Genomic DNA, 26,646 nt, shown 5'->3' with positions numbered 1-26,646 from the left:
TCTTCCCCCCTCGCCTATGCGACGCGTGGGCGCGTCACAGCGTTTCGTCGGCGGGGGCGAGCTCGACGAGCGCGGGATCGACCTCGCGCACCACCAGCCGCACGAACAGCGCCGCGCACACGACCATGACGAGCGCGCCGAGCGACATCGCGACGACCGGCGCGGAGGTGGGATCGGCCTGACGCGACAGCGCCGCATCGACCGAGGCGTCGATGGCGATCATGCCGCCCGCGATCGCGGTCACGGCGCCGGCGATCGCGAGCGACGCCCAGGCGGTCAGCCACGCGACGCGCTGGGCGCGCGGGGACAGCGGAAGTTCGAACACCGCATCATCGTCCTCCCGTGCCGGGCGGCGGACCCCGCCCTTGACAGCGGCGCGGAGTACCCCTCACGGCGCCCGGGTGCAAGCCCCGGATCGGGCGCCGGCCCCGGTCGTATCGTGCCAGGACACCCCCGGAGGAGAGGCGCCATGACGCGATTCGGATACACCCTCATGACCGAGCAGAGCGGCCCCCGCCAGCTCGTCGACTATGCCGTGAAGGCCGAGGAGGCCGGCTTCGACTTCCTCGTCTCGAGCGACCACTACTCGCCGTGGCTCGTGAGCCAGGGCCACGCGCCGTACGCGTGGAGCGTGCTCGGCGCCGTCGCGTACGCGACGTCGCGCGTCGACCTCATGACGTACGTGACGTGTCCGACGGTGCGCTATCACCCCGCCGTCGTGGCGCAGAAGGCCGCAACCCTCCAGCTGATGTCCGAGGGGCGCTTCACACTCGGCGTCGGGTCGGGCGAGAACCTCAACGAGCACGTCGTCGGCGAGGGCTGGCCGGCCGTCGCCGCGCGCCAGGACATGCTCGTCGAGGCGCTCGAGATCATCCGGGAACTGCACACCGGCGACCTCGTGACCTACGACGGACAGTACTTCCGCGTCGACTCCGCCCGCATCTGGGACTGCCCGGACGGCGGCGTGCCGATCGGCGTCGCCGTATCGGGTGACAGCGGCGTGGACCGCTTCGCCGGACTCGCCGAGCACATGATCGCCGTGGAGCCCGACGCCGATCTCGTGGACAGCTGGGATGCGGCGCATCCGGCCGGCGGCTCGGAGTCGGGCACCGGCACGGCTGCCTCCCGCAAGATCGGCCAGATCCCGATCAGCTGGGACCCGGACGAGAAGACCGCGATCGCGCGTGCGCACGAGCAGTTCCGGTGGTTCGGCGGCGGCTGGTACGTCAACGCCGACCTGCCCACGCCCGCGGGCTTCGCCGCCGCGTCCCAGTTCGTGCGCGAGGAGGACGTCGCCTCTTCGATCGCATGCGGGCCGGATCTCGACGCCCTCGCTGAGAGCGTGCGCCCGTACATCGACGCCGGCTTCACCGACATCGCTGTCGTGCAGGTCGGCGACGAGCAGCAGGACCGCTTCGTGTCGGAGGTCGCCGAGCCGTTGCTGGAGAAGCTCCGCGCCCTGTGACACCCCGCGCCCGGTGAGGCGGTGGCTGCGGCCGGAGCGCCCCGGCGGTCAGCGCCCGAAGGTGAGGAACGCCGCGACGACGAGCACGAGCGTGCCGGCGGCGATGATCGACACGCCCACGACGAGCCACACCGGCTGCCGGTACGGCGGGCGGATCGGCGCTCGGGAACGTGCTCTGCGGCTCGGCATGCGCCCGACGGTAGCGCACTGCCGATGACGGGCGGGTTACGGCGGATGAACCGGAGGGCACGTGCGCGGGCGCTACGTCCACTGCCGGGTGCGGGCCGCGGGCGGCTCGGACACGCCGTCGCGCACCCACCCCTCGAGCTTCCACGCCGGCACGCGGAAGATGCGCGCGACCACCGAGATCGCGTGCCCCGCCTCGGTGACCGCGGCCACGGCGAAGTGCGGCAGCGTCGGGAAGGCGCGCTCGGCGAGCACGCCGACGCGAAGGTCGGCGAACGTGCGGGGCACGCCGTGCGTGCGGCGGGGCGCGGGTGCGCCGGCGGTGTCGGGCACGCGGGTGACGTAGCTGCGGCCCGCGTGCGGAGCGGATGCCGTGCGCACGGGCTGCGCCCCGGGCGCGGACGCCACGGGCACGGGCTGCGGCACGATGGGCTCCACAACGGCGTGCTCGGGGCGGGCAGCGGCGTCGGTGACGAAGACGTACTGCGGCGCGTGGGCGGGCTCCGGCGTGCGGGGCGCGGCGGTGGTGCGTGGCTGAGGCTGAGGCTGAGGCGGCGGACCGGCCAGCAGCTCGCCGGCCGACATGTCGAGAGCTTCGGCGACGGCGTGCAGCACCGCGAGGGTCGTGCCGGCGTCGCCCGCTTCGAGCGCGGCGAGATCGGCCGTGGAGATGGCGGCGAGCGCCGCGAACTCCTGCGGCGAGAAGCCGCGCTCGGTGCGGGCGGCCGCGACGAGAGCGCCGAGACCGGCGATGGCCGCGGCATGTTGCGGGGCGACGAAGACGCCGGCGCGTCCGCCCGAAGTCGTGACCATGCGCTCATCCCCCGCATCGGACGGATGCCCCCTGCCCCGCCCTGGCATGAGGCTACACCGTCGCCTCCCCCGCCGCCGTCAGGCTCACGCGCGGCCCGACAGGATGAGATGCCAGTACACCCAGGGCAGGATGCGCCGGTCCATCACCCACGAGAAGCGCCGCTCGCGGTAGAGCGTCCGCCAGAACGGCACTGTCGGCTCGAGCCGGCCGCGGCGGTCGAATTCCGCGAACACGACGGTGCGGCGGCTCACCGTGTAGGGACACACACCGTACCCGTCGAAGCGGGCCCGGATCTCCCGGCCGCGCACCGCGGCCACGAGGTTCGCCGCCAGGACCTTGGCCTGCGACCGCAGGCCTCCGCCGGAGCGGTAGGCGTCGATCGCCGCCGCATCCCCGAGCGCCCACACCTCCGGGCGGCGCCGATGACGCAGCGTCTCGGGATCGATGTCGATCCAGCCGCCCGAGGAGCGCGGCACCGTCAGCCCGGTCGGCTCCAGCCACGCGGGCGCCGACTGCGGCGGCGCGGCGTGCAGCACGTCATACGCGAGCGTCTCCGCCGCATCCGCGGTGCCGATCGTCACCGTGCGTGTCGCGGAGTCCACGGCGAGCAGGTGGGCGCCCCGCCGCACCTCGATGCCGTACTCCTCCACCTTGCGGCGCAGCTCGGCGTCGATCGCGTCGATGCCGTGGAGCGAGCGCTCGGGTGTCACGAGGACGACGCGGATGTCGGCGAGCACGCCGGTGGCGCGCCACCAGTCGCACGCGAGATACATCGGCTTCTGGGCGGCTCCCGGGCAGGTCGTGGCGGAGCCCGCCTGCACGAAGACCACGGTGCCGCCGCGGACATCCCGGAGCACGGGCGATGCCTTCGCGGCCAGGGCGTAGTCGTAGTTCGACACACCCTCGGGCGTGTCCATCGCCTCGGCGAGGCCCGGCACCGCGTCCCAATCCATGTGGATGCCGGGGCACAGCACGAGCTGGTCGTACGGGAGGACGTCGCCCGATGCCAGCGTCACGGTGCGCGCGTCGGCATCCACCGCGGTCGCCGCGTCCTGCACCCACCGCACGCCCCGCGGCGTCACGTCTTGCTGGGGCCGCGCCGCCTCGCTCGCCCGGGCGACGCCGCCGGCGATGTGCGACTGCAGCGGCGCGAACACGTGCGTGCCACGCGGCTCGATCACCGTCACGTCGCGCAGGCCCGCCCGACGCAGCCGGCCCGCGACCGAGAGCCCGGCGTTGCCGCCGCCGATGATCACCACGCGCGCATCCATGGCGGCAGGCTAGGGGGCCGGATGCCACGGTCCGATGGGGTTGCGTCCAGCGCTCTCCCGGCTTCGGCGCACCGGCATCCGGTATCGTTGCCCGGGCAAGGGGAGTACTCCCAACGCGACGGACCCCGTCAATACGGACATCACGACGATGTCCCGGCCCGTCGGCCCGGTCAGCCGGGATGGAGGAGACCTTGGCGTAACGACACGCCTACCCACCATTGGAGTACCCCATGCAGGTGACACCCCTCATCTGGCTCATCACCATCGCGGTGACGATCGCCTTCTTCGTCTTCGAGTTCTTCGCGCACGTCCGCAAGCCCCACGAGCCCTCGATCCGTGAGTCGGCCCTGTGGTCGGCCTTCTACATCGGCCTCGCGCTGCTGTTCGGCGTCGGCATCGGCGTCGTGTCGGGCTGGAACTTCGGCGGCGAGTACTTCGCCGGCTATCTCACGGAGAAGGCGCTGTCGATCGACAACCTCTTCGTGTTCCTGCTGCTCATGACCGGCTTCGCCGTGCCGAAGAAGTACCAGCAGAAGGTGCTCATGATCGGCATCGTGATCGCGCTGGTCATGCGCGGCGCCTTCATCGCGATCGGCGCGGGCCTCATCGAGAACTTCTCGTGGGTCTTCTACATCTTCGGCGCGCTGCTGCTGTTCCTGGCCTACCGCCAGGCCTTCGCGCACGGCGAGAGCGACCCGGCCAACGGCAAGTTCATGCAGTTCGTCCGCCGTCATCTCCCGGTCTCGGAGGAGTACCACGAAGACAAGCTGACGGTGAAGAAGGACGGCAAGCGCTTCGTCACGCCGATGCTGCTGGTCATCATCGCGATCGGCTTCATCGACCTCATCTTCGCCGTCGACTCGATCCCGGCCATCTACGGACTGACCAACGAGGCGTACATCGTCTTCACGGCGAACGCGTTCGCCCTCATGGGCCTGCGCCAGCTGTACTTCCTCATCGGCGGCCTGCTCGAGCGCCTCGTGTACCTCTCGCAGGGTCTCGCGGTCATCCTGGCCTTCATCGGCGTCAAGCTCGTCTTCCACGCGCTGCACGTCAACGAGCTGCCCTTCATCAACGGCGGGGAGCCGCTGCTGTGGGTGCCCGAGATCCCGATCTGGTTCTCCCTGCTGTTCATCGGCGCCACGATCGCCGTCGCCACCGTCGCGAGCCTCATGAAGACGCGCGGCGACCGGGCGAAAGCCGACCGGGCGGAGGTCGAGGGCGAGCCGGTGATCAACGCCGACGAGTGAGCGCGGCATCGTAGCGCGCCGAAACATGTTCTCGGCAAACGCTCAGACTTCTGCCACAGTGGAGGCGCCCATTTCGTTCCACGAGAGGACCTCAATGACTCAGCAGCCCGCACCGGGACAGGACTACCCGGGCAAGACCCTCGGCGTCGTCGGACTCGTCCTGGCGATCTTCTTCAACCTGATCGGCCTCATCATCTCGGCGGTGGCCTACAACCAGTCGAAGAAGGCCGGATACAAGAACACCCCCGCGCTCGTCGGCATCATCATCGGTGCCGTCCTGTTGGCGCTCGGCATCATCTTCGCGATCATCTCGATCGTGATCGCGGTCGCCGCCGTCAACTCGGGCGCCTACTACAGCGGCTGAGCACATGCGCACGGAGGCCGGGATGCGGCAGCGCGTCCCGGCCTCCGCCGTGCTCGCGCTCGTCCTCGCCGCCCTGACGGGATGCGCCGCGCCCGCCGCATCCGAGTCCGCCGTGACTGCGCCGCCGGCCGGCGCGGCCTTCGACTACCAGCTCGGTGCGGCGTACCCGCCGCCCGACGGCGTCGACGTCGTCGCGCGCGATCGCACCGCCCCCGCGGCCGACGGGGTCTATTCGGTCTGCTACCTGAACGCCTTCCAGACGCAGCCCGGCGAGCTCGACGTGTGGCCGGAGAACACGCTGCTGCGCGCCGACGGCGAGCCCGTGATCGATCCGGACTGGCCGGACGAGGTGATCCTCGACACCTCCACCGAGACGGCGCGCACGACGATCGTCGGGATCGTCTCGGGGTGGATCGAGCAGTGCGCCCACGACGGCTACTCCGCCGTCGAGTTCGACAATCTCGACACCTTCACGCGGACCGACGGCGCGCTCACGCTCGAGGACAATCTCGCCGTCGCCCGAGAGCTCGTCGCGGCGAGCCACCGCGCCGGACTCGCGGCGGGTCAGAAGAACGCCGCCGAGTACACCCACGAGCTGCACGACGCCGCCGGGTTCGACTTCGCCGTCGCCGAGGAATGCGCGGCATTCGACGAATGCGACGCGTACGCCGACGTCTACGGCGCGCACGTGCTCGCGATCGAGTACGTCGACGCCCTCCCCCGACCCTTCGCAGACGTGTGCGCCGACGCCGCAACGCCGCGCTCGACGATCCTGCGCGACCGCGACCTCGTCGCCGCCGGCCAGCCCGGCTACGTGTACGAGCGCTGCTAGCGCGTCGACCACCACGCCCATGCGACGAGCACGGGCTGGAAGAACAGACGCTGGAAGCGTCGCTCGTCGGTGTCGAGTCCGAAGGCCGACCGTCGCTTGCGCCACTGGTCGATGTTCCCGGGGAACACCGCGATGAAGAACGCGGCGAGCGCCGCGCCCACCCGGCGCCGCTCCTTGGGCAGAGCCAGCAGCGCGACACCGAACGCCGCCTCCACGACTCCGGACGCGACGACGACCGCGTCCTTGTCGAGCGGGAGATCCTCGACCGCCCAGTCGGGCACCTGCGCCTGGAAGTCCTTCCGAGCCCAGAACAGGTGGCTGAGGCCCGCGAAGATCATCGCCGTTGCCAGGAGCCATCGCGCTGCCGTCCGCATGCCCGTCAGCCTACGCGCGCACGCGGTACTCGGCCGACCCGAGCACCTTCTCGACCGTCATCTCCAGGACGACCCGGTTCGGGTTCTCCCGCGGCTGCCGATAGCGCGCCGCATACAGCGCCACCGCGCGGGCGACCGCATCCGCGTCGTCGGTGACGACCGCGGGCCCCTCGAACGTCAGCCAGCGCGGTCCGTCGACCGAGCAGACGGCGGCACGACCCGAGCGGGCGGCGTTGACGAACTTCTGCGTTCCGCGCGAGCCGATGACGCGCACGACGCCGTCCTCGAGCGTGAACCCCACCGGCACGACGTGCACACGGCCGTCCCGTCCGACCGTGGAGAGCGTGGCGAGGTGATAGTCGGCGAGGAAGGCCCGCCCGGCGTCTGTCAGCACGACTCCAGCGTGCCATCCCGACGGCGGCGCGGCGCCCCTCGGTCCTGTCCCGACGCAGGGACCGGCGCGCGCACGGTGATGCGCGTCTGCACGATGCGTGCGGTGAGGGGCGGCAGATGAGCGATCTCGATCGGCCGCCGCCACGGTTCGTCCGACCTCTTCATCATGACTCCGGGGGTTCGCGCTCCACTGTGAGCCCGCCCCTGCCGCTTCGCCGACACCCTTGACAACCGGCCGCGCGGTTGCCCGCGCGAGGCCCGGTCGTATGCTGGGAACCCGCCCCGGCGAAAGACGCGCATGACCGACTCCCCCACCCCCGAGCACGGCCCCGAGCAGGAGCCCGATCCGCGGAGTGCGCAGAGCCGCCGGAGCTTCCTGAAGTTCGCGGGCATCGGTGCCGCGGGCCTCGCGGCGGCCGCCGGCACCGCGTTCGGCCTCTCGCGCGTGGCGCAGCCCGGCGGCGCCCCCGCGCCCGGCGACACGTCCGCGCCCACCCCGTCGATGAGCGTCGCGCCCCGGGCGGCCGGACCCGGTTTCGACCACCTGGTTGTCGTCATGTTCGAGAACCGGTCGTTCGACAACCTGCTGGGATGGCTGTACGACGAGGAGAAGCCGCCCCGCGGGCAGAGCTTCGACGGTCTGCGCGCCGACATCGCGAACGCGACGCACGCGGGCGAGTCGATCGCCGCCCACCGCTACTCGGGGCCGACCGACGAGGTGATGTCGAGCCCGCGCCCGGATCCCGGCGAGGAGTACCCGCACGTCAACACGCAGCTGTTCGGCACCGTGGACCCGGACGAAAACCGCCACAAGAAGATCCGGGACATGACGGCGCCGTTCAACGCGCCGCCGGCCGGCGCCGCCGCATCCATGAGCGGCTTCGTCCAGGACTACATCGACAGCTTCATCGCCGATCGCAACCGCGAGCCCACCGCCGAGGAGTATTCGGTCATCATGGGCGCGTTCGACCCGGCGATGCTGCCGGTCATCTCGACGCTCGCGCGCAACTTCGCCGTCTACGACGCGTGGCACTGCGCGGTGCCCTCGCAGACCTTCTGCAACCGGTCGTTCTTCCACGCCTCGACATCGCACGGCTATGTCACGAACGGGCATCACGGCGGATACAAGAAGTGGTTCGGGGCGGAGAACGACTCCCCCACGATCTTCAACCGGCTCGAAGACGCCGGGCTGGACTGGGCGATCTACTACGACGACGTCTCGGTCGTCCCGCTCACCGGCTTCATCCACGCCCCCGCCCTCGAGCCGTACTTCGCCACCGATCACTTCCGCGCGATGTCGCGGTTCTGGGACGACGTGGAGAAGGGCACGCTGCCGGCGTACGCGTTCGTCGAGCCGCGCCTGGTCTACGACCACAACGACATGCACCCGCCCGTCGGGCCCATGACCGAGACCGACGACGACGGGCGCATCATCACGGGCGCGGCGATCTCCGACGTGCGGGCGGGCGAGGCGCTCCTGCACAAGATCTACTCCGCGGTGCGCTCGAGCGCGTCGCCCGAGGGCTCGAATGCCATGAACACGATGCTGCTGGTGACCTTCGACGAGCACGGCGGCACGTTCGACCACGTGCCGCCGCCCGCGGCGGCGGTGCCGGAAGGGCTTCCCGCGCGCACCGAGATGGGGTTCGCGTTCGACCGCCTGGGCGTGCGGGTCCCGGCGATCGCCATCTCCGCGTACACCGCGAAGGGCCATGTCATCCACGACGCGATGCACCACGGCTCGGTGATCAGCACGCTCACGACGAAGTACGGCCTCGACCCGCTGACGGCACGCGACAGGGGCGCTCCGACGATCGACAACGCGGTGACGCTCACGACGCCGCGCGACCCCCGGGACTGGCCGTCGACTCAGCCGGCCTACGTGCCACCGAACCCCGAGAGCAAGCGCCCCTTCGACGCCGGCGCCGCGGATCGGCCGCTCAGCCCTCCGGGCGTCGGGCTCGTCGCGATGCTCGTGGCGAAATACGGCGCGCCGGGCGAGCCCATCCCCGAGACCTATCAGGAGGCGTACGACGCGCTCCAGCGGCACGGAGACGGCATCTTCGGCGCCCGTGCGACGCCGACCTCGACGCCCTGACCGACCTCAGGCGACGCGAGCGTGGACGCGCTCGCCGGCCGCGCCCGGAATCGCCCGCTCGAGGTCGAGCACGAGCCCGCTCGAGGAGTTCGCGGCGTTCGCGAACTCCTTCAGCACCTGCGGGTCGAGCATCTCTGTCTCGTCGGTCTCGAAGACGAAGCGCAGCGGGATCGCGGGCTGCATCCACAGCGTCGACCGCCCGCCCGGGACATCGCCCGGATGACGCCACGACAGCGTGAAGCTCTCGTTGCGACGCAGCTTCGTCGCGATCACGACCTTCACGTGCGCCAGCAGACGGTCGGGCACGTGCACGGGTTCGGTCGCGTTGCCGTAGTACAGGGAGCCCATCACATGTTCCTTTCCGCCAGCAGTGCGTCGATGCAGGCATATTACTAACCCATCGAGATACCAGGCAACAGAACGAAAGCCGAGCGCCTGCACGCGCACACATCAATCGCTTGGCTAGTAATCACCGTGCCTAACTAAGATGGGCGGCGCACCGCCCGCCACCCCGACCCTGGGAGGAGCCGCACCGTGACGACAACGGAGACACCCGACGCCGCCCTCTCCGCCGCGCTCGCCGTCGAACGCCTGCGCCTGTCGGAGGCCCGGCTCGCCCGCCGACGGCAGACCGCGTGCGGCCCGAGCGAGAACGCGCGCGCCGCGATGCGCTACATCCTCGACCGAGCCGACGACGGCGAGGCGGTGACGCCGTCGGAGATCGCCCAGCACCTCGGGGTGTCGGCCGCATCCGTCACCGGCATGCTCGACCGGCTGCACAGCGGCGGACTCATCGCCTTCGAGCCGCATCCGCGCGACCGGCGGAGCAAGCTCGTCGTGCCCTTCGATCGCTCGATCGATCTCACCGACGTGGATCCGCTCACGGCGCAGATCCGCGACCTCGCGACGCGGCTCACCCCGCGCGAGGCCGAGCACGTCGCCGAGTTCCTGGCGAGCGTCCGCGAGGCCGTCGACGCCGAGTGCGCCTAGGCGCGCTCGGGCTCGCGAATCGCATCCGGATCGGGCTCCGGGGTCACCGCGAGTCCGTTCGGACTGTTCGCCTCGCGCATGAGGTCGTCGATCCAGTGGCGGTTCAGCGCCGGCGGGCGACTGCCGTAGAAGTGGAACACGAGCGGGATCGCGGGATGGATCCACAGGCTGCGCGATCCGCTGCCGTCGCCCACCGTGTGGTGGAACATGAACGGCTCGCCGCGGCGCAGCTTGTTCATGAAGACCACCCGCAGGTGGGACAGAGTGCGATCCTCGATGTCGAATGAATGACCGAGGGCGTTGTAAACCAGTTTGCCCACTTTCCGAGCGTACACCGCTGTGCGGGCTAACTATCGAAGCTTAGGCTGCCTAAGCATCTCCGGTCGGACGAGCTGCGCGCGGTTTGTCCTCCATTCGGTGGACATGCGTAGTAGCATGGTGTGCGCGGCCCGGCACCGGCCGCCCGAGCCCTCGACGACGTACACTCCGATCCGCCGCCGGGGGCTCCTGCTGTCCGGACCGTCGTCGCCGGTCTGCAGATCCGTCGGATAGAGTCCATCCGTGAGGAGACCGCGGTCGACGCCGGCCCAGCGCCGCCGGGTGAAGACCGGTCTTGTGATCGGTGCGGTCGCCGTCGGCGCGATCATCCTCGTCGCGGGCGTCGCGGTGATCGGCGTGAACGCGCAGAACTTCTTCCAGATGCTCGCCGCCCGTCCGCCGGCCGTCGGCACCACGATCGTCGCCCCGGACGAGTCGAAGGCCGCGCAGTTCGCGACGGATGCCGCGGACATGAGCGCCGAGGAGCGTGCGGCGACGGACTACCTCGCGGCGCAGCCGACGGCGTACTGGCTGACCCCCGAGCTCGATCCGATCGACAAGGTGTGGGATCGCGTCGCGCACCTCGCCGCCGAGGCACGCGAGCAGAAGGCCGCGCTCGCCGTCGTCGTGTACGGTCTCCCGGGACGCGACTGCGGCAACCACTCCGCCGGCGGCCTCGACCCCGACGCCTACGTGCAGTGGACCGACCTCATCGGCCAGGCGCTGCGCAACGCGCAGGACGTGCAGAAGATCGTCATCCTCGAACCCGACAGCCTCGCCCTCGCCCCCGAGTGCGGCAACCTCGCCGAGCGCGTGCCGCAGCTGCAGGGCGCCGTCGAGCGGATCGCGGGCGTGAACACGTGGATCTACCTCGACGGCGGCCACTCCAGCTGGCTGCCGGCTGAGCAGATGGCCGACCTGATCCGGCAGGTGGGCGTGCTCGACAGAGTGCGCGGATTCGCCACGAACGTCTCGAACTATCAGACGACCTCCGCCGAGTTCGACTACGCGCACCGCGTGTCCGAGCTGCTCGGTGGTGCGCACGCCGTCGTCGACACGTCCCGCAACGGCGCCGGTCCGGCCGGGGCCGAGTGGTGCAATCCCCCGGGGCGTCTCGTCGGCACGCCGGGCGGCGAGTACGGCGACGACGTCGTCGACACGAACTTGTGGATCAAGCCCCCCGGCGAGAGCGACGGCGCCTGCAACGGCGGGCCCGCGGCCGGCGTGTGGTGGCCCGAGGCGGCCGTCGAACTCACCCGCGAGGCACGCTGACGCGCCGCCGTGCTCGGCCGCCGTCGGCGACCTGGGAAGTGTGGGAGGATGTGGCAGACCTCCCGCGGCCGCGGGCCAGCGCACCATTCCGCGGCAGCGGCGACGACCGATCGGAACCTGTGAGGCCCTGACCATGAGCGACTCCGCCGACGCGCAGAAGACTGCGGTGATCGTCGAAGACGATCCGGATATCCGCCACCTTCTCGTCGAGGTCCTCGAGTCGGCCGGCTTCTCCACGGTGTCGGTGGGCAACGGCATCGACGGCGTGCGCGCCGTCATCGCCTATCAGCCGCTGATCACGACGCTCGATGTGAACATGCCGGGCATCGACGGCTTCGAGGCTGCGCGCCGCATCCGCGCCCAGTCCGACACGTACATCATCATGCTCACGGGCCTCGAGGACGAGGCCGACGTGGTGCTCGGCCTCGGGGCGGGCGCCGACGAGTACGTCGTCAAGCCGTTCCGCCCGCGCGAGCTGCGCGCCCGCATCGAGGCGCTGCTGCGCCGTCCCCGCGCCGGCGGCACCGCGGCCGCGGCCGCGCCCCGCCAAGGGCCGGTCGGGCCGTCGTTCCCGGGCGCACGCGGCGCGACGCAGAGCATCCCGGTCGTCCAGCCCGACGGCGGGCTCTCCGGCGTCCCGGTGGACGACGGGCTCGACCAGCACGCGCCGACGGCGGCCATGCCCGCCGGGCCGGTCATCGTCCCCTCGACGCAGGGCCCCGAGCCGCACGGCGTGGCGGGCACGGAGATCGCCACCCGCGGGCCGGCCGAGCTGGTCACGACGGGTGACAACTGGCTCGTGCACCGCGACCTCCAGCTCGACCCCGACTCCCGCATCGTGCTCGTCGGCGGCCATGAGCTCGAGCTGACGCGCACAGAGTTCGATCTGCTCGCGACCCTCCTGGAGTCCAAGCGCCGGGTGCGCAGCAAGGCCGATCTCACGCTGGTGCTGCGCGGCGAGTCATACGTGACGAGCTACTTCGTCGGCGAGGCCGACAAGCGCGCGATCGAAGCGCACATGACGAACCTGCGCCGCAAGCTCGGCGACAACCCCGCCAACCCGCGGTACATCGAGACCGTGCGCGGCGTCGGCTACCGCCTCACTTCGGAGCTCATGGCCTCCTAGCCCCGCGCCGGGCGTGAATGTACGGATGCTCCGGCCCTCCCCAGGGCCGGAGCATCCGTGTTTCCGATGCGTCGGGTGCGCTATCAGACCTTGTATCCGTGGTGACGACGGACGAGCTTGGTGAACATGAGGAGCGTCTGCAGGACGGTGACGACACCGACGATCGGCCAGCCGATCCACAGGATCGAGGACTGCACGACCGGACCCACGAGGTTCCACACGACGGCGAGGGCGATGCCCACGGCGATGAGGACGATGAACGGCGCCCAGTGCCCGAGCCCGCCGCCGCGCTCGGCCTTGGCCTGCATGGCCCAGTTGTCGACCTTCTTGCGGGACAGGAACCGGCTCCACGAGCGGACGAAGTGGCTGATGCGCACCCACATGAACATCTCCGCGGGGAAGACCAGCAGCGCGAAGAGCACGTCGCGCGTGTCGCGGTACTTCATCGTGTAGGCGATACGGAGGTTCAGGAGGACCGCGACGGCCGGCGGGATGAGCCACAGCGGCGAGAAGACGAACGCGTTGATCGACAGCGAGCCGGCCAGCAGCGTCAGGAACGCGACACGCACGAACAGGTTCGTGAGCATGCCGAAGTTCTCGAACCAGCGAAGGCGCAGGTTGGGGTGGAAGGGCTGGCCCTTCGTGTCGCCGCGCTGGCCGGGCCACATGAGCTCGATCGCGCCGTAGGTCCACTTGACCTGCTGGGCGTCGTAGCCCGAGAGCGTCGTCATGCCGCCGACGTTGGCGCGGGCGAACGGGCTGATCTTGGTGAGGTAGCCGGCGCTCTTGATCTGCAGCGACAGCAGGGAGTCCTCCACCTCGGAGTCCTTCACCCACGGCGTGACCTGGTGATTGGCCTTCATCGCGTCGCGCAGCGCGTTGGTCGAGAAGATCGAGAACTGGCCGCCGAGCACCGCCATGTTGCGACCGCGGAGCAGGTTCTGCAGGTTGAACGCCGCGAACTGCGTGCGCTGGCCGGCGATGAGGAACTTGGCCATGAGACCCTTGATGGGCCGGTCGTCGATCGAGTAGATCGCGGAGATGCCGCCGATGCGGGAGTCCGAGACGGCCTCCGTCTCGAGGTACTCGACCGCCTTCTCGTGGGCGATCGTGTCGCCGTCGACGCCGAGGAGATAGTCGTAGCCCTCGACCAGCGAGTAGCCGTAGTTCAGGGCGCCGACCTTCTTGTCGGGGTTCTTGCCGATGTCGTGGACGAAGACCTCGGTGAACTGCTCGCCGAGCTCGTTCACGATCTCGTGGGGGCCGCTGTACTCCGAGGCGATCTTCACCGTCGCGTCGGAGGTGTTGTTGACGACGACATGGATGACGTCGGGCACGCGGGTCTGGTTCAACAGCGCCTCGATCACCTCCGCGATCGACTCCTCCTCGTTGTACGCGGGGATGACGCAGCCGATCGTCGAGCGGTGCCCGGTGGCGTTCTCCAGGACCGAGGCGAAGTCGTCGGCGAAGCCGGCCTCCGTGGTCGCCTGGACCGGCTCGTGGGCATACGACGTCGGCGCGAACCCGGGACGGGCGATGGCGGTGCGCGGATCGGTCACGATGAGTCCTTCGGTCGGAGGGGGTGCCGTCGGTGGCGGCAGGACCCACATTGGTACACTCGCCGCAGGGAATAGGCCCGATTCCGGTGAGCGTGACCGCAAGATTTGCTCAAGATCGCATCGGGCCCGCTCCCCTCGGGGAACGGAGCCGGGCATGGGCCCTTTCGGCGATCTGATCGCGGCGATCGCAGCGACCGTGGTCGCCCTGGTCGCGCTGCTGATCGTCGGCGGCCGCCTGCATCGGGACCGCGGCCTCCGCGGGGACTTCGTGCTGTACTTCGGCGCGGGGGCGATCGCGGCGATGGTGTGCGCCGCGATGAACATCGCCGAGGCGCTGGGCGGGGGCGCCGTGGCCGCCGCCGTCGGCAACGCAACGAACGTCCTGGCGCCGATCGCGCTATGGGCGGGCGCGCGGCGCGTGAATCGCCGCCCCGCGATCGGCGCCCTCTCCGGCGCCGCCGTGACCCTCCTCATGCTCGCGATCACGTTCGTGGTGCCGCTGGATTCCGCCACCCTCATCAAGACCGCCCTGATCGCGGTGTTCGGCATCCTCGCCGCCGTCGAGCTGCGCCGGCGTCCTCTCGGCGCCCTCTCCGGCGCCCGGACGATGTCCGCCGCCCTCGCGCTCTTCGCGGCCTACAACGCGACGCGGCTGATCGTGGCGGCCGCGGCGGGCATGCACTCGGCGCTGTGGGACACGGTCGCGTCGGCGCAGATCACGTCGCTCGTGAGCGCCGTGACCATCGTCGTGGTCAGCGTCGGCGCGCTGGTGCTCGGACGACGCCTCCTCGACGACCCCGAGCCCGGCACCCGCACGCACGCGCGCCGCTCGTTCCGTGAGGACGCGATCGCCCGGCTCGCGCAGCATCCGCTCGTCGCCGTCCGCGTCGGGCTGCCGGACCTCGACCTCGTGCGCGCCGCGCACGGTCACGCCCGCTCCGACGCGCTCCTCGAGCAGGTGACGGATGCGGCGCGCGCCCACCTTCCGGGCGGCACCGCCGCGGTGGTGTCGCGCGACACGGTCGGCGCTCTCGTCCCCGAGCTCGCCGAAGCCGACTGGCGCGAGCTCCGCCGCACCCTGACGGAGGCGCTGCGCGACGACGACATCGGCGACCCCGAGGTGCGGTGGGCCCGCGCGACGATCACGACGCCGGAAGAGCTGGACGCCTTCTTCCGCCCCGGCGCCGGCCGCGTGCGGGGCGAGACCCTCGCGGCGCGGCGTCGGTGACCTCAGCCGGCGGCGCCCGCCGGGTAGATCGCGATCGGCACGTACTGGTACACGGTCTGCTGCGCGAAGGAGCTGTCGGTGTTCGCGGTGCCCTCCACCGACACGTTCATCGAGAACTCCAGCGTGACGCCGTACGCGTCGGCGGGCAGCTGGTGGATGGTGGTCTCGGGCACCAGCAGGCCGCCCTGGAACGTGTTCAGCAGCAGGCCCTTGTCGGAGCGGATCGTGTCGCTGGGCACGAGCGTGCGGGGGTCTGCGCTGAACTGGAACGGCTGCTGCGTCTGCCCGGAGGTCTGCGCCGTCTGCGACGTGATGCTGATGTTGGAGATGAAGACTCGGCGCTTCTGATCGAGCGTCGCCTTGTCGTCGACGCGCGTGTCCTGCACGTTGACCGCGAAGCCGAAGGTCTTCGGCGCATCCGTCGTCCACTCCATCGTGCGCTTGGAGTCGACCGCCCACACGTCGAGGGTCAGGACGAGCCCGTCTGCGACGTCGGTCTTGAGCGACACCGACCCGTCGTAGGTGAACTGGGAGTTGAACGCCATCGACGCCGACGGTTGCGGCGCGGGCGTCGCGACCGTCGCGGGGACCGAGGTCTGGCCGGCGGGGTTCGTGCCCTGGATCGCGTTGAACGCGTCGACGACCTGCGAGCAGCCCGTGAGGGACAGCACGCCGGCGAGGGCGAGGGAAGCGGCCAAGGCCGCGGTGCGCGCCGAGCGGCGCGGGGTCGGGAAAGGCATCGGGGTCTCCTGAGGCGGGGTCACGCAGGTGTGCGGGGTCGGGTTGTGAACCACCGCGCTGCGGGATGCAGGCCTCAGGGGGAGTCTGCCGGTCGGCGGCCCGGATCGGACCGACGGCGGAGCAGAGACAGGATGGCGGCAAGCAGACTACACCATGGTGGGTAGACTGCGCTCTATGGCAGCCGCGAACCCCTTCTCGGCGCCCGCGGCGACGGAGTCCGGTGCGACCGAGGCCGACGGTTCCCCCCGTTCCCGCACGCGGTCGATCTGGCTGCTGCAGCTGGTCCTCGCGGCGAGCATCGTCGTCACGGTGCTCGTGGTGCAGGCCATCGAGCCGCGGCTGTTCGGGATCTGGAGCTTCTCGGCGGGCGTCGCGGTCATCATCGCGCTGACAGCAGTGGCGCTCGTGGTCCCGTGGCCGCGCGTGCCGCGGTGGGCGATCATGATGCTGCCCTTCGGCGATCTCCTCGGCATCAGCCTGCTCGCCTTCGACAGCGATCTGCGGTTCGGCTTCTTCTGGGTGTTCCCGATCACGTGGATCGCGACCTACTTCTCCCTCGCCGCGCTCGCCTGCGGGCTCGGCGTCGTCGCCGTCGTGATCCTCGTCGACGCGACCGTCAACGGCCCCAGCTCGGTGACGGCGCTGCGCTTCATCGTCGTCGTGCTCTCCCTCGCCTTCATCGGGCTGACGACCTACCTCACGGCGCGCCAGAACAAGGCGTTCAAGCATCTGCTGCGTCGACAGGCGTCGCGTCTGCAGGGCACCCTCCAGCGCGTGCAGGGTCAGGAGCGGCGGGTGTCGCAGATGCTGAACGGCCTGGACACCGGCATCGCGCGCCTCTCCCGCGGCGGCGAGGTGCTCGCGCTGAACGACACATACGTCTCGCTGTACGCGATCGACCGCGATGACCCCAAGCGCCCCGGAGGCGCCGTCGAGTACGCGTCGCTGCGCGGCGAGCCTCTCCCCGAGGCCGACCGGCCGTTCGCCCGCGCGGCGCGCGGCGAGATCTTCGAGGACGAGCGGGTGTGGCTCTTCGACACGGCCGGTCAGTGGCACGCGCTGTCGGTGTCGACGCGCCGGCTGACCCCGGCGGCGGACGAGCCCGACAGCATCCTCCTGATCGTGCACGACGTCACGGCCCTCATCGAGGCCGAGAGGGCGCGCGAGCGGCTCGCCGCGGTCGTGTCGCACGAGCTGCGCAACCCCCTCACGGCGATCCTCGGGCACGCCGACCTCGCCCTCGACAACGACGACATCCCCGACAAGACGCGCGAGCAGCTCGAGGTGATCGACAACGCCGCGCTGCGGATGCAGACGCTGATCTCCGAGATCCTCGCGGGGTCGCGGAAGGACGCCCTCGATCCCGCTCCCACCGAGCCGGCAGACCTCCGCCGCGTGCTCGAGGCCTCGCTCGAGTCCTTCCGCCCCGCGGCCGACGGTCGACGGGTGTCGGTCACCGTCGACCTCCCGCCCCGGCTGCTCGCCCGCGGCGACGCGTTCCGCCTCCGCCAGGCCGTCGACAACGTGCTGAGCAACGCGATCAAGTACACGCCCGGCGGCGGGTCGGTCACGGTGACCGGCTCCGAGGACGACGGCGTCGTGCGCCTGACGATCGCCGACACCGGGATCGGCATCGCGCCGGAGGATCTGCCCCGCATCTTCGATCCCTATTTCCGCGCGCAGTCCGTGCGCGAGAGCACGACGACCGGCACCGGGCTGGGGATGGGCATCATCCGCTCGATCGTCGAGGAGTCCGGCGGCAGCCTCGACGTGCAGAGCGAGCAGGGCACGGGCACGACCGTCACGATGACGCTCCCCGCGGCCGGAAGCGACAGCTGACATGGGGGGACTCGCCGTCGCGAACCTCGGCATCGCACAGGTCGCCGTGGCCACGCTCGGCACGGTCATGATCATCGGGCTCGGCTTCCTGCAGCGTCCGTCGCGGGCGTCGCTGCTGTGGTCGCTGGCCTTCGTCCTGGCCATGGTGAGCACGTGGGTCACTCTGGCGGGCGAGTCGCTCGGGATGGAATCGGTCCGGCGCGCGGGCCTGGGCGTCATGCTGGGTGCGCCGGCCCTCATCTGGTCGGGATTCCGCGCGCGGCGCGGCGTGCAGGCGCTGCCGTGGGTGGCACTCGTGCAGTCGGTCGTCACCGCGCTCGTCCTGGTGGCGGTGACCGACCCGATCGCCTACAACCTCACCTTCCGCGCGCTGTTCTTCGCAGCCGGCGTGTTCGCCGGTCTCACGCTGTGGGAGATCCGGCGCTCACCGGACCGTCACGACCGGCTCGTCCTGCCCCTGGCCATCGTGTCGGGGGCGTTCGTGGTGCTCGGCGTCCTGATCCTCCTCGCTGCCGTCGTCCTCCCCGTGCAGCAGAGCGACCTCACCCTCGTGCGCATGCTCAACGCCCTCGGCATGCTCGTCTATCTCGTGTGCGCGACCGTCACCCTCCTCTTCTTCACGTCCGTCTCGCCGGTCGGCGTGCACACGGCCGCCTCGTGGCCGCAGTTCACCGTCACGGCCGTCGATCGCCTGCGCCGTGCCTCGGCGGCCGCCGAGACCTCGTGGGCTCTGCTCGCCATCCGCATCGACGACCCCGAAGACATCCGCGCGACGCTCGGCGACGCCGTCTTCTCACGGCTCGCCGCGGGGTTCGAGGACGTCGTGGCGCGCTCCTTCCCCGCGGAGGCCGACATCGGCCGCGAAGGACGCGGACGCGTCGTGGTCCTCGTCGCGCGTCCGGGCCCCGTGCTGCGCGAGCATGTGCGCGCCGCGCTGCGCCGGATCACCGAGCTCGAGGCGACGACCAGCGTCGCGGTGCAGCTGTCGGCGAGCGTCGGGTGGGCGCCGGCCGACATCGTCGGGTACGACTTCGACGCCCTCCTGGCCGCCGCCGACCGCGCGGCCGACGAGGCGTCGCGGCAGGGCGGTGACCGCTGGGAGCGGATCGGGGCGCGCGGTCAGTCCTGACCGGCGATCGCGACCGTCAGCGAGTCGGTCGTCGTCTGCTTGGCGTACTCGTTCGACGTCGGCGTGGTCTGCACGAGGAACTCGTACGTGAACTGCAGCGTCACGAACGTCGCCTCGGCGGGGACCTCGCCGATGTTGAACGTCTGCGAGTAGCTGTACGGGTTCAGCACCGGGTATCCCGCGGTCTGGTTGGACTGGTCGACCTGGGCCTCCAGCGGCGCGAACGTCGTCGTCGCGTTGGCGGGGACCGCGATCATCGAGACGCGCTGGAGCCCGACCTGCTGGCCGTCGTTCGGCGTGACCGTCGTCGTCATCGACAGGCTGACGGGTTTGAGCGCCGACGCCGTCCAGCGGTCCATCGACAGCGTCGACCAGTAGTTGACGTCGGCGGCCACGGCGCCCGCCTGGAGCTTCCGCTGCGTCGATCCGCTCGAGAGGTCGTTGGGCACCGGCTGCGGCGCGGCGCTGGCGGAGCGCGACGGCGTGGGGGTCGGCGTCTCGCCGCCGGCGTTCGGCAGATTCCACGGGGCGGGACCGCATGCGGCGAGCGCGAGTGCGGCGGCGAGCGCCAGAGCGACGCCGGAAACGCGACGTCCGCTGGTTCGGACCATGGACGTCCCCTTCCCTCGTCTCGCCGACAGTCTAGGGTGCGGGCGCCGTCGGGACGTCCATCTCGACGGCGGGCGCTGGTTAGGGTGGTCGCGTGGCCGAATACCCTCTGACCCCCGCTCGACGGGTCGCCGGACGGGTGGTCGCATGGAGCCTCGCAGCGGTCCTCACGGTCTTCGTCCTCGCCGCGGCGTGGATCGGCGTGCGCGGCTACCTCGCGTACACGCACCTCCAGGATGCCCGCGCCCAGGCCGCCGACGTCACGGCGGCGCTGTCCGATCCGGCCTCGGCCGGCGACGTCGTCGCCCGCGTCTCCGCGGACACCTCCGCCGCGCGCGAGCTCACCAGCGACCCGGTCTGGCGCCTGGCTGAGGGACTGCCGTGGCTCGGTTCGCAGCTGTCGGCGGTCGCGACGGTCACGGCCGCCGTCGACGACGTCGCGAGCGATGCGGTGCGACCGCTCACGGATGCCGCCGCATCCTTCTCGCTGGATTCGCTCCGTCCCACCGACGGGCGCTTCGACCTGGCGACCCTCGCGGCGCTGCGCGAGCCCGCGGCGACGACGGCGGAGCGCCTGCGCGCCGCCGCGGCCGACATCGACGCCGTGCGCACCGAGGAGCTGGTCGCGCCGCTGCGCGCCCCGGTGTCCGACGTGCAGGATCTGCTCGACGAGGTGGCGGGCGGCGCCGACGCGCTGGAGCGCGCCACGACGCTCATGCCAGAGATGCTCGGCGCGAACGGCCCGCGCAACTACCTCGTGCTGTTCCAGAACAACGCCGAGTGGCGCTCGCTCGGGGGCATCGCCGGAGCGATGGCGGTCGTGCACACCGAGGACGGCCGCATCTCGCTCGCCGGGCAGGGAGACACGGGTGACTTCCAGCGCAACATCGGCCCCATCACTCCGCTGCCGTCGGAGCTGCAGCAGATCTTCGGCACGCGGCCGACGCGCTTCATCCAGAACGTGACGCAGGTGCCGGACTTCACCGTCGGCGCGCCCATCGCCCGCGAGATGTGGCGGAACGTGTTCGGCCTCGACGTCGACGGGGTCATCGCCGTCGACCCGGTCGCGCTGTCGTACTTCCTTGAGGCGACCGGACCGGTGACCCTGCCGACGGGCGATGTGCTCTCCGCCGACACCGCCGTCCCCCTGCTCCTCAACGAGGTGTACCTGCGGTACGAGAACCCACGCGACCAGGACGCCTTCTTCGCCGCGGCCACGGCCGCCGTGTTCGGCGTCGTCTCCTCGGGCGACACGGATCCGAAGAAGCTCGTCGAGGCGCTCGCGCGCGCCGGTCAGGAGCGCCGCCTCGCCCTGTGGAACGCCGATCCCGTCGATCAGGCCGTGCTGGACGGGACATCGCTGCAGGCGCGGCTGCCCGAGAGCGACGACGAGACGACGCGGTTCGGCGTGTACCTGAACGACAGCACCGGCTCGAAGATGGACTACTACATGCGGGCCGCGACCTCGGTCGGCTGGTGCACCGACACGGAGGGCGCTCCCGAGGCCGAGCTGACCGTGCGCCTGCGCAGCGACGCCCCCGCCGATGCCGCGACGCTGCCCGACTACATCACCGGTGACGGCTCGTTCGGGACGCCTGCCGGCTCCACCGAGACGCTCGCCTACCTCTATCTGCCACCGGGTGCGGAGGTGGTCGGCGCGGTCGCCGACGGCTCCGGCGGTGCGACCGGCTTCGGCGGCGGCTATCACGACGGCCGGCGCGTGCTGACGTGGTCCACGGTGCTGGCTCCCGGCGAGGAGGCTGTCGCGACCGTGCGCGTGCGCACGAGCCAGACACCGCACCTGGAAGCGGTCGTGACGCCGCTCGCGACACCTCTCGAAGACGCGGGATTTGCCCCGGCGTGCTCCGCTACGGGAGAATGAGCCGACCTGCGCTCCAGCCCCCCGTGAAATCGGCTCGATGACCTCCCTGCTCCCCCGCGTCACCGCGACCGTGGCCCTCACCGCCGCGGCGGTGATCGGCGTTCCCGCCGCTGCATCCGCCTACCCCGCCGACGACTCGGCGCGCGTGTCCGACGCGGTCGTCGAGCCCGGTGGCACCGTCACGCTGACCGTGCAGGACGGCACGTTCGCCCCGGAGGAGCAGGCGACGATCACCGTGACGGGTGAGAACGGCGCCGGGGCGACCTTCGCGATCGTGCGCGCGGCGGTGTCGACGGCGACGTACCGCGATGCGCGCACCAACGCCGCCGGCGGCCTCGACCCGGTGCGCGTGACCTTCCCCGCGGATGCCCGCGGCGCCTACACGCTCGCGGTCTTCACGTCGTCCTCGCCCGGCGACACCGTCACCGTGACCGTCAACGGTCTGAGCGCGACCGGCGCGGACTTCGGCCCGTACGTCGGCGTGACGATCGGAGCCGCGGCCCTCGCGGTCGCCGGCGGCGGGATCGCCGTCGCCACGGCCGTCGTCCGTCGTCGCCGCGACGCGCTCTGAGCCGCAGGGTCGGCCCGCTCAGGCGACCGAGTCGCGGGGTGCCGCCGCCCGGCCCGCGGTGACCTCGGCGGTGACGAGGATCGGCAGGTGGTCGCTCGAGCCCTGCGGGAGCGTCCGGATGTGCTCGATGTCGAAGCCCTGCGACGTCGCGAAGTCGTAGTGACCGCGGAAGAAGCGGTACCGCGTGTACGTCCGCGCGTCGCTCAGCGTGAGCTCGTAGCCCTGCGCCCGCACCTTCTGCCCGAGGTTCTCCTTGAAGACCGGGTAGTTGTAGTCGCCGACCATGAGCGCCGGCAGACCCGCGCCGAGCGCCTCGAGCTCACTGAGAGCCGTGCGGATCTGGTGACGGCGGAGCGAGTTGAGCGCCGTGAGGGGCGCGGCGTGGAAGGAGGCCACGATGATGTCCCGCCCGTGGTCGATGTCATGCAGGCGCACGCCCAGCAGGCGCTCCTCGGCGGGCTTGAGCACATAGTCGTGCAGCGATTTCTTCAGTGCGAGCGCCCGGACGTCGACCGCGCGGAAGGTGTTCGCACGGTAGTACACCGCGAGGCCGAGCCGGTTGCGCTGCGTCGCCTCCGCCAGCCGCAGCCCGGCGATCTCGTCGGGCATGTCCTTCGTGTCGCATTCCTGCAGACACAGGACGTCGGCGCCGTGGCGTTCGACGAGGGTGCTCAGCTCCCCCGCCGCCCGGTGCTTGCGCAGGTTGTACGAGATGACTCTCATGGCCGTTCCACCCTGGCACACGGCTCGCACGGAGGGACCCGCTTGACAGCGACACCCAGCGTTTCCCAGGGTGGCGCTATCCGGCGTCGCGCCGGTTGCGGGTCTGCTGCGCGCGGGCGGCGAGCAGATCGTCCGCAGGGTAGCCCACCTCGACGAGGGTGAGACCACGCGCCGCGAGGACCTTCGTGTCGGCGGTCCGGGCGCCGTCGTCGCGGATGCGGACGACGTCCTCGACGCGCAGGCGCCCCTCGCCCACCGCCGCGCATGCTCCGACGAGGGCACGCACCATGCTGTGGCAGAAGGCGTCGGCCCGGACGTCGGCCACGAGCACGCCGTCGGACTCGCGCCGCCACCGGAAGTCCAGGAGCGTGCGGATCGTCGTCGCCTCCTCGCGCGCCTTGCAGTAGGCCGCGAAGTCGTGGAGTCCGATGAGCGAGCGGGCCGCCGCATCCATCGCGTCGAGGTCGAGACGCCCGCGGATCGTCGTCGTGCGGGCGCGCTCGAGCGGGTCGTACGGCACGGTCGCGTCCGCGAGGCGGTACTCGTACGCGCGCCACACCGCGGAGAACCGCGCGTCGAATCCCTCGGGGGCGCGTGCGGTGCGCGCGACGGTCACTTCCGGATACGCGCCCAAGAGCCCACGGATGCGTCCGGCGAGCGCGTCGACCGGGTCGCCGGCGTCGCGACGTCGCGGCAGGCGCCGCACCTGGTCCTCGTCCAGGTCGACGTGGGCGACCTGCCCGCTCGCGTGCACGCCGGCGTCGGTGCGCCCGGCGACGACCAGCCGCGGCCGCGTGCCGAGGATGCGCTCCAGCGCATCCTCGAGCGTCCCCTGCACCGTGCGCAGACCAGGCTGCGCCGCCCAGCCGCGGAAGTGCGTCCCGTCGTAGGCGATGTCGAGACGCAGGCGCACCTCGCCAGCCTAATCCGCCCTCCCGGCGCGCCTCCGTCACCGGCGGAGGCGTCGCTTAGACTGGCGTGTCCGCGTATCCCCGATACCCGCCCGCGACTGATCTCCCCCACCGCTCGCCTATGACTTCCGACCCGAACGTCCGTCGCGCCCGCCTGTCCGGCCTCGACGGCCTCCGCGCCGTCGCGGTGCTGCTCGTCGTGCTCTATCACGCCTTCCCCGAGGGGCCGCTGCCCGGGGGCTTCGTCGGCGTCGACGTGTTCTTCGTGCTGAGCGGTTTCCTGATCACGACGCTCCTGCTGCGGGAGCGCGACGCGCACGGACGCGTCGCGTTGCGACGGTTCTGGGCGCGCCGCGCGCGACGGCTCCTTCCCGCGATGGCGGTCGTCATCACGGTCTGCACGAGCCTGGCGTGGCTCGTCGGCGGCGACGTGCTCAGCCGCATCGGCGCCCAGGTGGCGGGGGCGGCGACGTTCGCCTACAACTGGGTGTCCGTCGGCATCGGCGACGGCTACTTCTCCGCCGCGACCCCCGAGCTCTTCCGCAACTTCTGGTCGCTCGCCGTCGAGGAGCAGTTCTACGTGCTGTGGCCGCTCCTGCTGCCGCTGGTCCTGCTGCTGCGCCGCCGCGCGCTGCGGGTCGCGGTCGCCACCGCGGCGGCCGCCGCATCCGCGGTCTGGATGGGAGCGCTCGTCGCCTCGGGCGCGGACACGACGCGCGCCTACGTCGGCACCGACACGCACGCCTTCGGACTGCTGGCGGGCATCGCGCTCGCCTTCGCGCTGCACGGGCGGACCGACGCTCCCGCCGTGCCTCCGCGCGCACCGGCACGGATCCTGGGGCTCGCGGGAGGCGTGCTGGGCCTCGCGGGGGTCATCGCGATCGCGCTGCTTCCCGCGACCGACGGCATCGGCACGTTCCCCGGCGCCCTGGCCGGAGCCAGCGTGCTGACGGTCGGGGCGATCGCCGCGGCCGTGCGTCCGGGCTCGTGGTTCGGCCGCGCGCTCGACGTCCCGCCGCTGCGCTGGCTCGGCGACCGGTCGTACGGGATCTACCTGTGGCACTGGCCGCTGCTCGTGCTCGTCACCGCACGTGACGGCGCGATCACGCCCCAGGCCGCACTGGGGGCACTCGTGCTCACGCTCGGGGCCGCCGAGCTGTCGTACCGGCTCATCGAGACGCCCATCCGGCGTGACGGGTTCCGCGGCGCCGCGCGGGCGCTGCGTGCGCAGATCGCGGGAGGTCCGACGCAGCGGCTCGCGGGCATCGCCGCCGTCGCGATCGGCGCCCTCGTGCTCGGCGGCACCACGGCGGCCATCGCGAGCGCCCCCGCGCGCACGAGCGCCGAGTCCGCGGTCGCCGCCGGCATCCAGGCGCTCCGCGAGCAGGCGGAGGCCCCGGATGCGTCGCCCACGGTAACTCCGTCCATCGCACCGACGGGCGGGACGGCGCCCTCCCCCGCCGCCACGACGAGCGAGCCGGCCGGTGCCGACATCACCGCGGTCGGCGACTCCGTGATGCTGGCGTCGGCGCCGGCGCTCGTCGAGCGCTTCCCGGGCATCGACGTCGACGCCGCCGTGTCGCGCTCGATGTACGCCGCGCCGGGCATCCTCCAGCGCCTGGCGGACGAGGGGCGCCTGCGGGAGGACGTCGTGATCGGTCTCGGCACGAACGGCGCGATCGATCCCTCGACCCTCGAGGACGTGCAGCGGATCGTCGGGCCGGACCGCGACCTCATCCTCGTGACGGCCTCCGCGCCGCGGGAGTGGATCGCGGGCGTCAACGACGAGCTCGCGGCCTTCGCGCAGCGCCCCGGCGTCGAACTCGCCGACTGGGCCGCCGCGATCGCACCCCACGAGGACCTGCTGGCGGGCGACCGCATCCACCCGGGCGACGCGGGCGGACGGATCTTCGCGGACACCGTCGCATCCGCCATCGAGGCCGCGCGCAACGAGCGCGTGCAGGCCGAGCAGCGCGCCGCGCTCTTCCGCGACGCGGTCGCCCGCGTCGCCGACGCCGACCGCGGCTGACCCCCGGAACGACGAAGCCCCCGTCCATCGGACGGGGGCCTCGTGCAGGTGCGGATGCGTTACTTCGCGGCGTCCTCGGCGGCGGCCTCGGCGGCCTCACCCTCGGCGGGCGACTCCGCGCCGGCGTCGGCGGACGCGTCGTCGGTCGCATCGGCCTCGGCGACCGCGTCGGTGGCCTCGGCCTCGGTCTCGTCGGCGGCGCTCTCCTCGGCGGGAGCCTCCTCCGCGGCGGGCGCGGGCGTCGCGGCGGCGGGCGCGGCCTTCTTCGACGACTTCACCTTCGGCGTCACCGGCTCGAGCACGAGCTCGATGACCGCCATGGGCGCGTTGTCGCCCTTGCGGTTGCCGACCTTGGTGATGCGCGTGTAGCCGCCCTCACGGTCGGCCACGAGCGGCGCGATCTCGGTGAAGAGGACGTGCACGACCTCCTTGTCACCGATGACGCTCAGCACGCGACGGCGCGCGTGCAGGTCGCCGCGCTTGGCGAACGTGATGAGGCGCTCGGCGAGCGGACGCAGGCGCTTGGCCTTCGTCTCGGTCGTCTGGATCGACTTGTGCGTGAACAGGGCCGCGGCCAGGTTCGCCAGCAGCAGACGCTCGTGGGCGGGGCCGCCTCCGAGGCGGGGACCCTTCGTGGGCTTGGGCATTCTCAGTTACTCCTGGAAGAAATCG

The 26,646-nt window shown here is 71.6% G+C and carries 28 protein-coding genes; 14 read left to right on the top strand and 14 right to left on the bottom strand.

The annotated features are described in order from the left end of the window. Window positions 1-34: 34 nt before the first annotated feature. Window positions 35-325 carry a hypothetical protein gene (locus tag EI169_RS03710; RefSeq protein ID WP_125131121.1) on the bottom strand — a complete coding sequence of 97 codons (291 nt, stop codon included), beginning with the start codon at window positions 323-325 and terminating at the stop codon, window positions 35-37. A gap of 144 nt (window positions 326-469) precedes the next feature. Between EI169_RS03710 and EI169_RS03705 the strand changes: the two genes are divergently transcribed. Then, the gene (locus EI169_RS03705) at window positions 470-1,465 is read left to right on the top strand and encodes an LLM class F420-dependent oxidoreductase (protein ID WP_125131119.1); all 996 of its coding nucleotides are present in this window, start codon (window positions 470-472) and stop codon (window positions 1,463-1,465) included. 48 nt (window positions 1,466-1,513) lie between these two features. On the opposite strand, the gene EI169_RS16510 is transcribed toward EI169_RS03705, so the two are convergent. The 3 genes from EI169_RS16510 to EI169_RS03695 form a co-directional block, all read right to left on the bottom strand. Further along, window positions 1,514-1,654: a hypothetical protein gene (locus EI169_RS16510; protein ID WP_164515418.1), complete on the bottom strand. Its 141-nt coding sequence runs from the start codon at window positions 1,652-1,654 to the stop codon at window positions 1,514-1,516. 72 nt (window positions 1,655-1,726) lie between these two features. Further along, window positions 1,727-2,464: a helix-turn-helix transcriptional regulator gene (locus EI169_RS03700; RefSeq protein ID WP_164515417.1), complete on the bottom strand. Its 738-nt coding sequence runs from the start codon at window positions 2,462-2,464 to the stop codon at window positions 1,727-1,729. An 84-nt stretch (window positions 2,465-2,548) separates the two neighbouring features. Next, window positions 2,549-3,736, bottom strand: a complete 1,188-nt coding sequence (locus tag EI169_RS03695) for an FAD-dependent oxidoreductase (protein ID WP_125131115.1) — start codon at window positions 3,734-3,736, stop codon at window positions 2,549-2,551. A 230-nt stretch (window positions 3,737-3,966) separates the two neighbouring features. Between EI169_RS03695 and EI169_RS03690 the strand changes: the two genes are divergently transcribed. From EI169_RS03690 to EI169_RS03680, 3 genes are all read left to right on the top strand, one after another. Next, window positions 3,967-4,986 (top strand): TerC family protein, encoded by a 1,020-nt coding sequence (locus tag EI169_RS03690; RefSeq protein ID WP_125131113.1) that lies wholly within the window; start codon window positions 3,967-3,969, stop codon window positions 4,984-4,986. A 94-nt stretch (window positions 4,987-5,080) separates the two neighbouring features. Continuing rightward, entirely contained in the window at window positions 5,081-5,350 is a 270-nt protein-coding gene (locus tag EI169_RS03685; protein ID WP_125131111.1) for a hypothetical protein, read from the top strand. Window positions 5,351-5,372: 22 nt separating this feature from the next. After that, window positions 5,373-6,182 carry an endo alpha-1,4 polygalactosaminidase gene (locus EI169_RS03680; RefSeq protein ID WP_125133300.1) on the top strand — a complete coding sequence of 270 codons (810 nt, stop codon included), beginning with the start codon at window positions 5,373-5,375 and terminating at the stop codon, window positions 6,180-6,182. On the opposite strand, the gene EI169_RS03675 is transcribed toward EI169_RS03680, so the two are convergent. Together EI169_RS03675 and EI169_RS03670 are read right to left on the bottom strand one after the other, a co-directional pair. Continuing rightward, window positions 6,179-6,556, bottom strand: a complete 378-nt coding sequence (locus EI169_RS03675) for a hypothetical protein (RefSeq protein WP_125131109.1) — start codon at window positions 6,554-6,556, stop codon at window positions 6,179-6,181. The genes EI169_RS03680 and EI169_RS03675 overlap by 4 nt on opposite strands. A 10-nt stretch (window positions 6,557-6,566) precedes the next feature. Continuing rightward, window positions 6,567-6,950 (bottom strand): TIGR03618 family F420-dependent PPOX class oxidoreductase, encoded by a 384-nt coding sequence (locus EI169_RS03670; protein ID WP_125131107.1) that lies wholly within the window; start codon window positions 6,948-6,950, stop codon window positions 6,567-6,569. A gap of 297 nt (window positions 6,951-7,247) precedes the next feature. Here EI169_RS03670 and EI169_RS03665 point away from each other — a divergent pair, with 297 nt between their 5' ends. Next, window positions 7,248-9,047: an alkaline phosphatase family protein gene (locus EI169_RS03665; protein WP_125131105.1), complete on the top strand. Its 1,800-nt coding sequence runs from the start codon at window positions 7,248-7,250 to the stop codon at window positions 9,045-9,047. 6 nt (window positions 9,048-9,053) lie between these two features. Here EI169_RS03665 and EI169_RS03660 read toward each other — a convergent pair whose 3' ends face one another. Continuing rightward, on the bottom strand, window positions 9,054-9,395 hold the full coding sequence (locus tag EI169_RS03660) for a hypothetical protein (protein ID WP_125131103.1): 342 nt from the start codon (window positions 9,393-9,395) through the stop codon (window positions 9,054-9,056). A 186-nt stretch (window positions 9,396-9,581) separates the two neighbouring features. Between EI169_RS03660 and EI169_RS03655 the strand changes: the two genes are divergently transcribed. Continuing rightward, entirely contained in the window at window positions 9,582-10,037 is a 456-nt protein-coding gene (locus EI169_RS03655; protein WP_125131101.1) for a MarR family transcriptional regulator, read from the top strand. Here EI169_RS03655 and EI169_RS03650 read toward each other — a convergent pair. Continuing rightward, window positions 10,034-10,357, bottom strand: a complete 324-nt coding sequence (locus EI169_RS03650; RefSeq protein WP_125131100.1) for an ATP-dependent DNA ligase — start codon at window positions 10,355-10,357, stop codon at window positions 10,034-10,036. The two genes, EI169_RS03655 and EI169_RS03650, sit on opposite strands and share 4 nt — an antisense overlap. Before the next feature lie 241 nt (window positions 10,358-10,598). Here EI169_RS03650 and EI169_RS03645 point away from each other — a divergent pair, with 241 nt between their 5' ends. Both EI169_RS03645 and EI169_RS03640 read left to right on the top strand, forming a co-directional pair. Continuing rightward, entirely contained in the window at window positions 10,599-11,627 is a 1,029-nt protein-coding gene (locus EI169_RS03645) for a glycoside hydrolase family 6 protein (RefSeq protein ID WP_240640590.1), read from the top strand. Between the two features lie 133 nt (window positions 11,628-11,760). Next, window positions 11,761-12,753 carry a response regulator transcription factor gene (locus EI169_RS03640; protein ID WP_125131098.1) on the top strand — a complete coding sequence of 331 codons (993 nt, stop codon included), beginning with the start codon at window positions 11,761-11,763 and terminating at the stop codon, window positions 12,751-12,753. Window positions 12,754-12,836: 83 nt separating this feature from the next. On the opposite strand, the gene EI169_RS03635 is transcribed toward EI169_RS03640, so the two are convergent. Further along, entirely contained in the window at window positions 12,837-14,312 is a 1,476-nt protein-coding gene (locus tag EI169_RS03635) for a glycosyltransferase (RefSeq protein WP_240640588.1), read from the bottom strand. 154 nt (window positions 14,313-14,466) lie between these two features. Here EI169_RS03635 and EI169_RS03630 point away from each other — a divergent pair, with 154 nt between their 5' ends. Beyond that, the gene (locus EI169_RS03630; RefSeq protein ID WP_125131094.1) at window positions 14,467-15,540 is read left to right on the top strand and encodes a hypothetical protein; all 1,074 of its coding nucleotides are present in this window, start codon (window positions 14,467-14,469) and stop codon (window positions 15,538-15,540) included. A gap of 2 nt (window positions 15,541-15,542) precedes the next feature. Here the strand turns inward: EI169_RS03630 and EI169_RS03625 are convergent, their stop codons facing one another. Continuing rightward, window positions 15,543-16,280, bottom strand: coding sequence for a fructose 1,6-bisphosphatase (locus tag EI169_RS03625; protein ID WP_125131092.1), 738 nt, complete (start codon window positions 16,278-16,280; stop codon window positions 15,543-15,545). Window positions 16,281-16,455: 175 nt separating this feature from the next. Between EI169_RS03625 and EI169_RS03620 the strand changes: the two genes are divergently transcribed. Further along, a complete protein-coding gene (locus EI169_RS03620; RefSeq protein WP_164515416.1) occupies window positions 16,456-18,120 on the top strand; it encodes a PAS domain-containing sensor histidine kinase in 1,665 nt (554 codons plus the stop codon). Between the two features lies 1 nt (window position 18,121). Continuing rightward, window positions 18,122-19,249 carry a diguanylate cyclase gene (locus tag EI169_RS03615; protein WP_125131088.1) on the top strand — a complete coding sequence of 376 codons (1,128 nt, stop codon included), beginning with the start codon at window positions 18,122-18,124 and terminating at the stop codon, window positions 19,247-19,249. Here EI169_RS03615 and EI169_RS03610 read toward each other — a convergent pair. Beyond that, the gene (locus tag EI169_RS03610; protein ID WP_125131085.1) at window positions 19,240-19,860 is read right to left on the bottom strand and encodes a hypothetical protein; all 621 of its coding nucleotides are present in this window, start codon (window positions 19,858-19,860) and stop codon (window positions 19,240-19,242) included. The two genes, EI169_RS03615 and EI169_RS03610, sit on opposite strands and share 10 nt — an antisense overlap. Before the next feature lie 92 nt (window positions 19,861-19,952). Here EI169_RS03610 and EI169_RS03605 point away from each other — a divergent pair, with 92 nt between their 5' ends. Both EI169_RS03605 and EI169_RS03600 read left to right on the top strand, forming a co-directional pair. After that, window positions 19,953-21,740, top strand: a complete 1,788-nt coding sequence (locus EI169_RS03605) for a DUF4012 domain-containing protein (protein WP_125131083.1) — start codon at window positions 19,953-19,955, stop codon at window positions 21,738-21,740. Window positions 21,741-21,777: 37 nt separating this feature from the next. Continuing rightward, complete coding sequence (locus tag EI169_RS03600; RefSeq protein WP_125131081.1) at window positions 21,778-22,311, top strand: cell wall protein; 534 nt, start codon at window positions 21,778-21,780, stop codon at window positions 22,309-22,311. 18 nt (window positions 22,312-22,329) lie between these two features. Here EI169_RS03600 and EI169_RS03595 read toward each other — a convergent pair whose 3' ends face one another. After that, complete coding sequence (locus tag EI169_RS03595) at window positions 22,330-23,034, bottom strand: endonuclease/exonuclease/phosphatase family protein (RefSeq protein ID WP_125131079.1); 705 nt, start codon at window positions 23,032-23,034, stop codon at window positions 22,330-22,332. A gap of 76 nt (window positions 23,035-23,110) precedes the next feature. After that, window positions 23,111-23,947: a tRNA pseudouridine(38-40) synthase TruA gene (truA, locus tag EI169_RS03590; protein ID WP_125131077.1), complete on the bottom strand. Its 837-nt coding sequence runs from the start codon at window positions 23,945-23,947 to the stop codon at window positions 23,111-23,113. Window positions 23,948-24,066: 119 nt separating this feature from the next. Between truA and EI169_RS03585 the strand changes: the two genes are divergently transcribed. Further along, window positions 24,067-25,974, top strand: coding sequence for an acyltransferase family protein (locus EI169_RS03585; RefSeq protein ID WP_125131075.1), 1,908 nt, complete (start codon window positions 24,067-24,069; stop codon window positions 25,972-25,974). Window positions 25,975-26,033: 59 nt separating this feature from the next. On the opposite strand, the gene rplQ is transcribed toward EI169_RS03585, so the two are convergent. After that, window positions 26,034-26,621: a 50S ribosomal protein L17 gene (gene rplQ / locus EI169_RS03580; RefSeq protein ID WP_125131074.1), complete on the bottom strand. Its 588-nt coding sequence runs from the start codon at window positions 26,619-26,621 to the stop codon at window positions 26,034-26,036. Window positions 26,622-26,646: the final 25 nt, after the last annotated feature.

Source organism: Microbacterium sp. 10M-3C3 (assembly GCF_003931875.1).
GTDB lineage: Bacteria > Actinomycetota > Actinomycetes > Actinomycetales > Microbacteriaceae > Microbacterium.
Note: the sequence above shows the minus strand (reverse complement) of the source record. Positions and strands in the feature narration are given on the sequence as shown.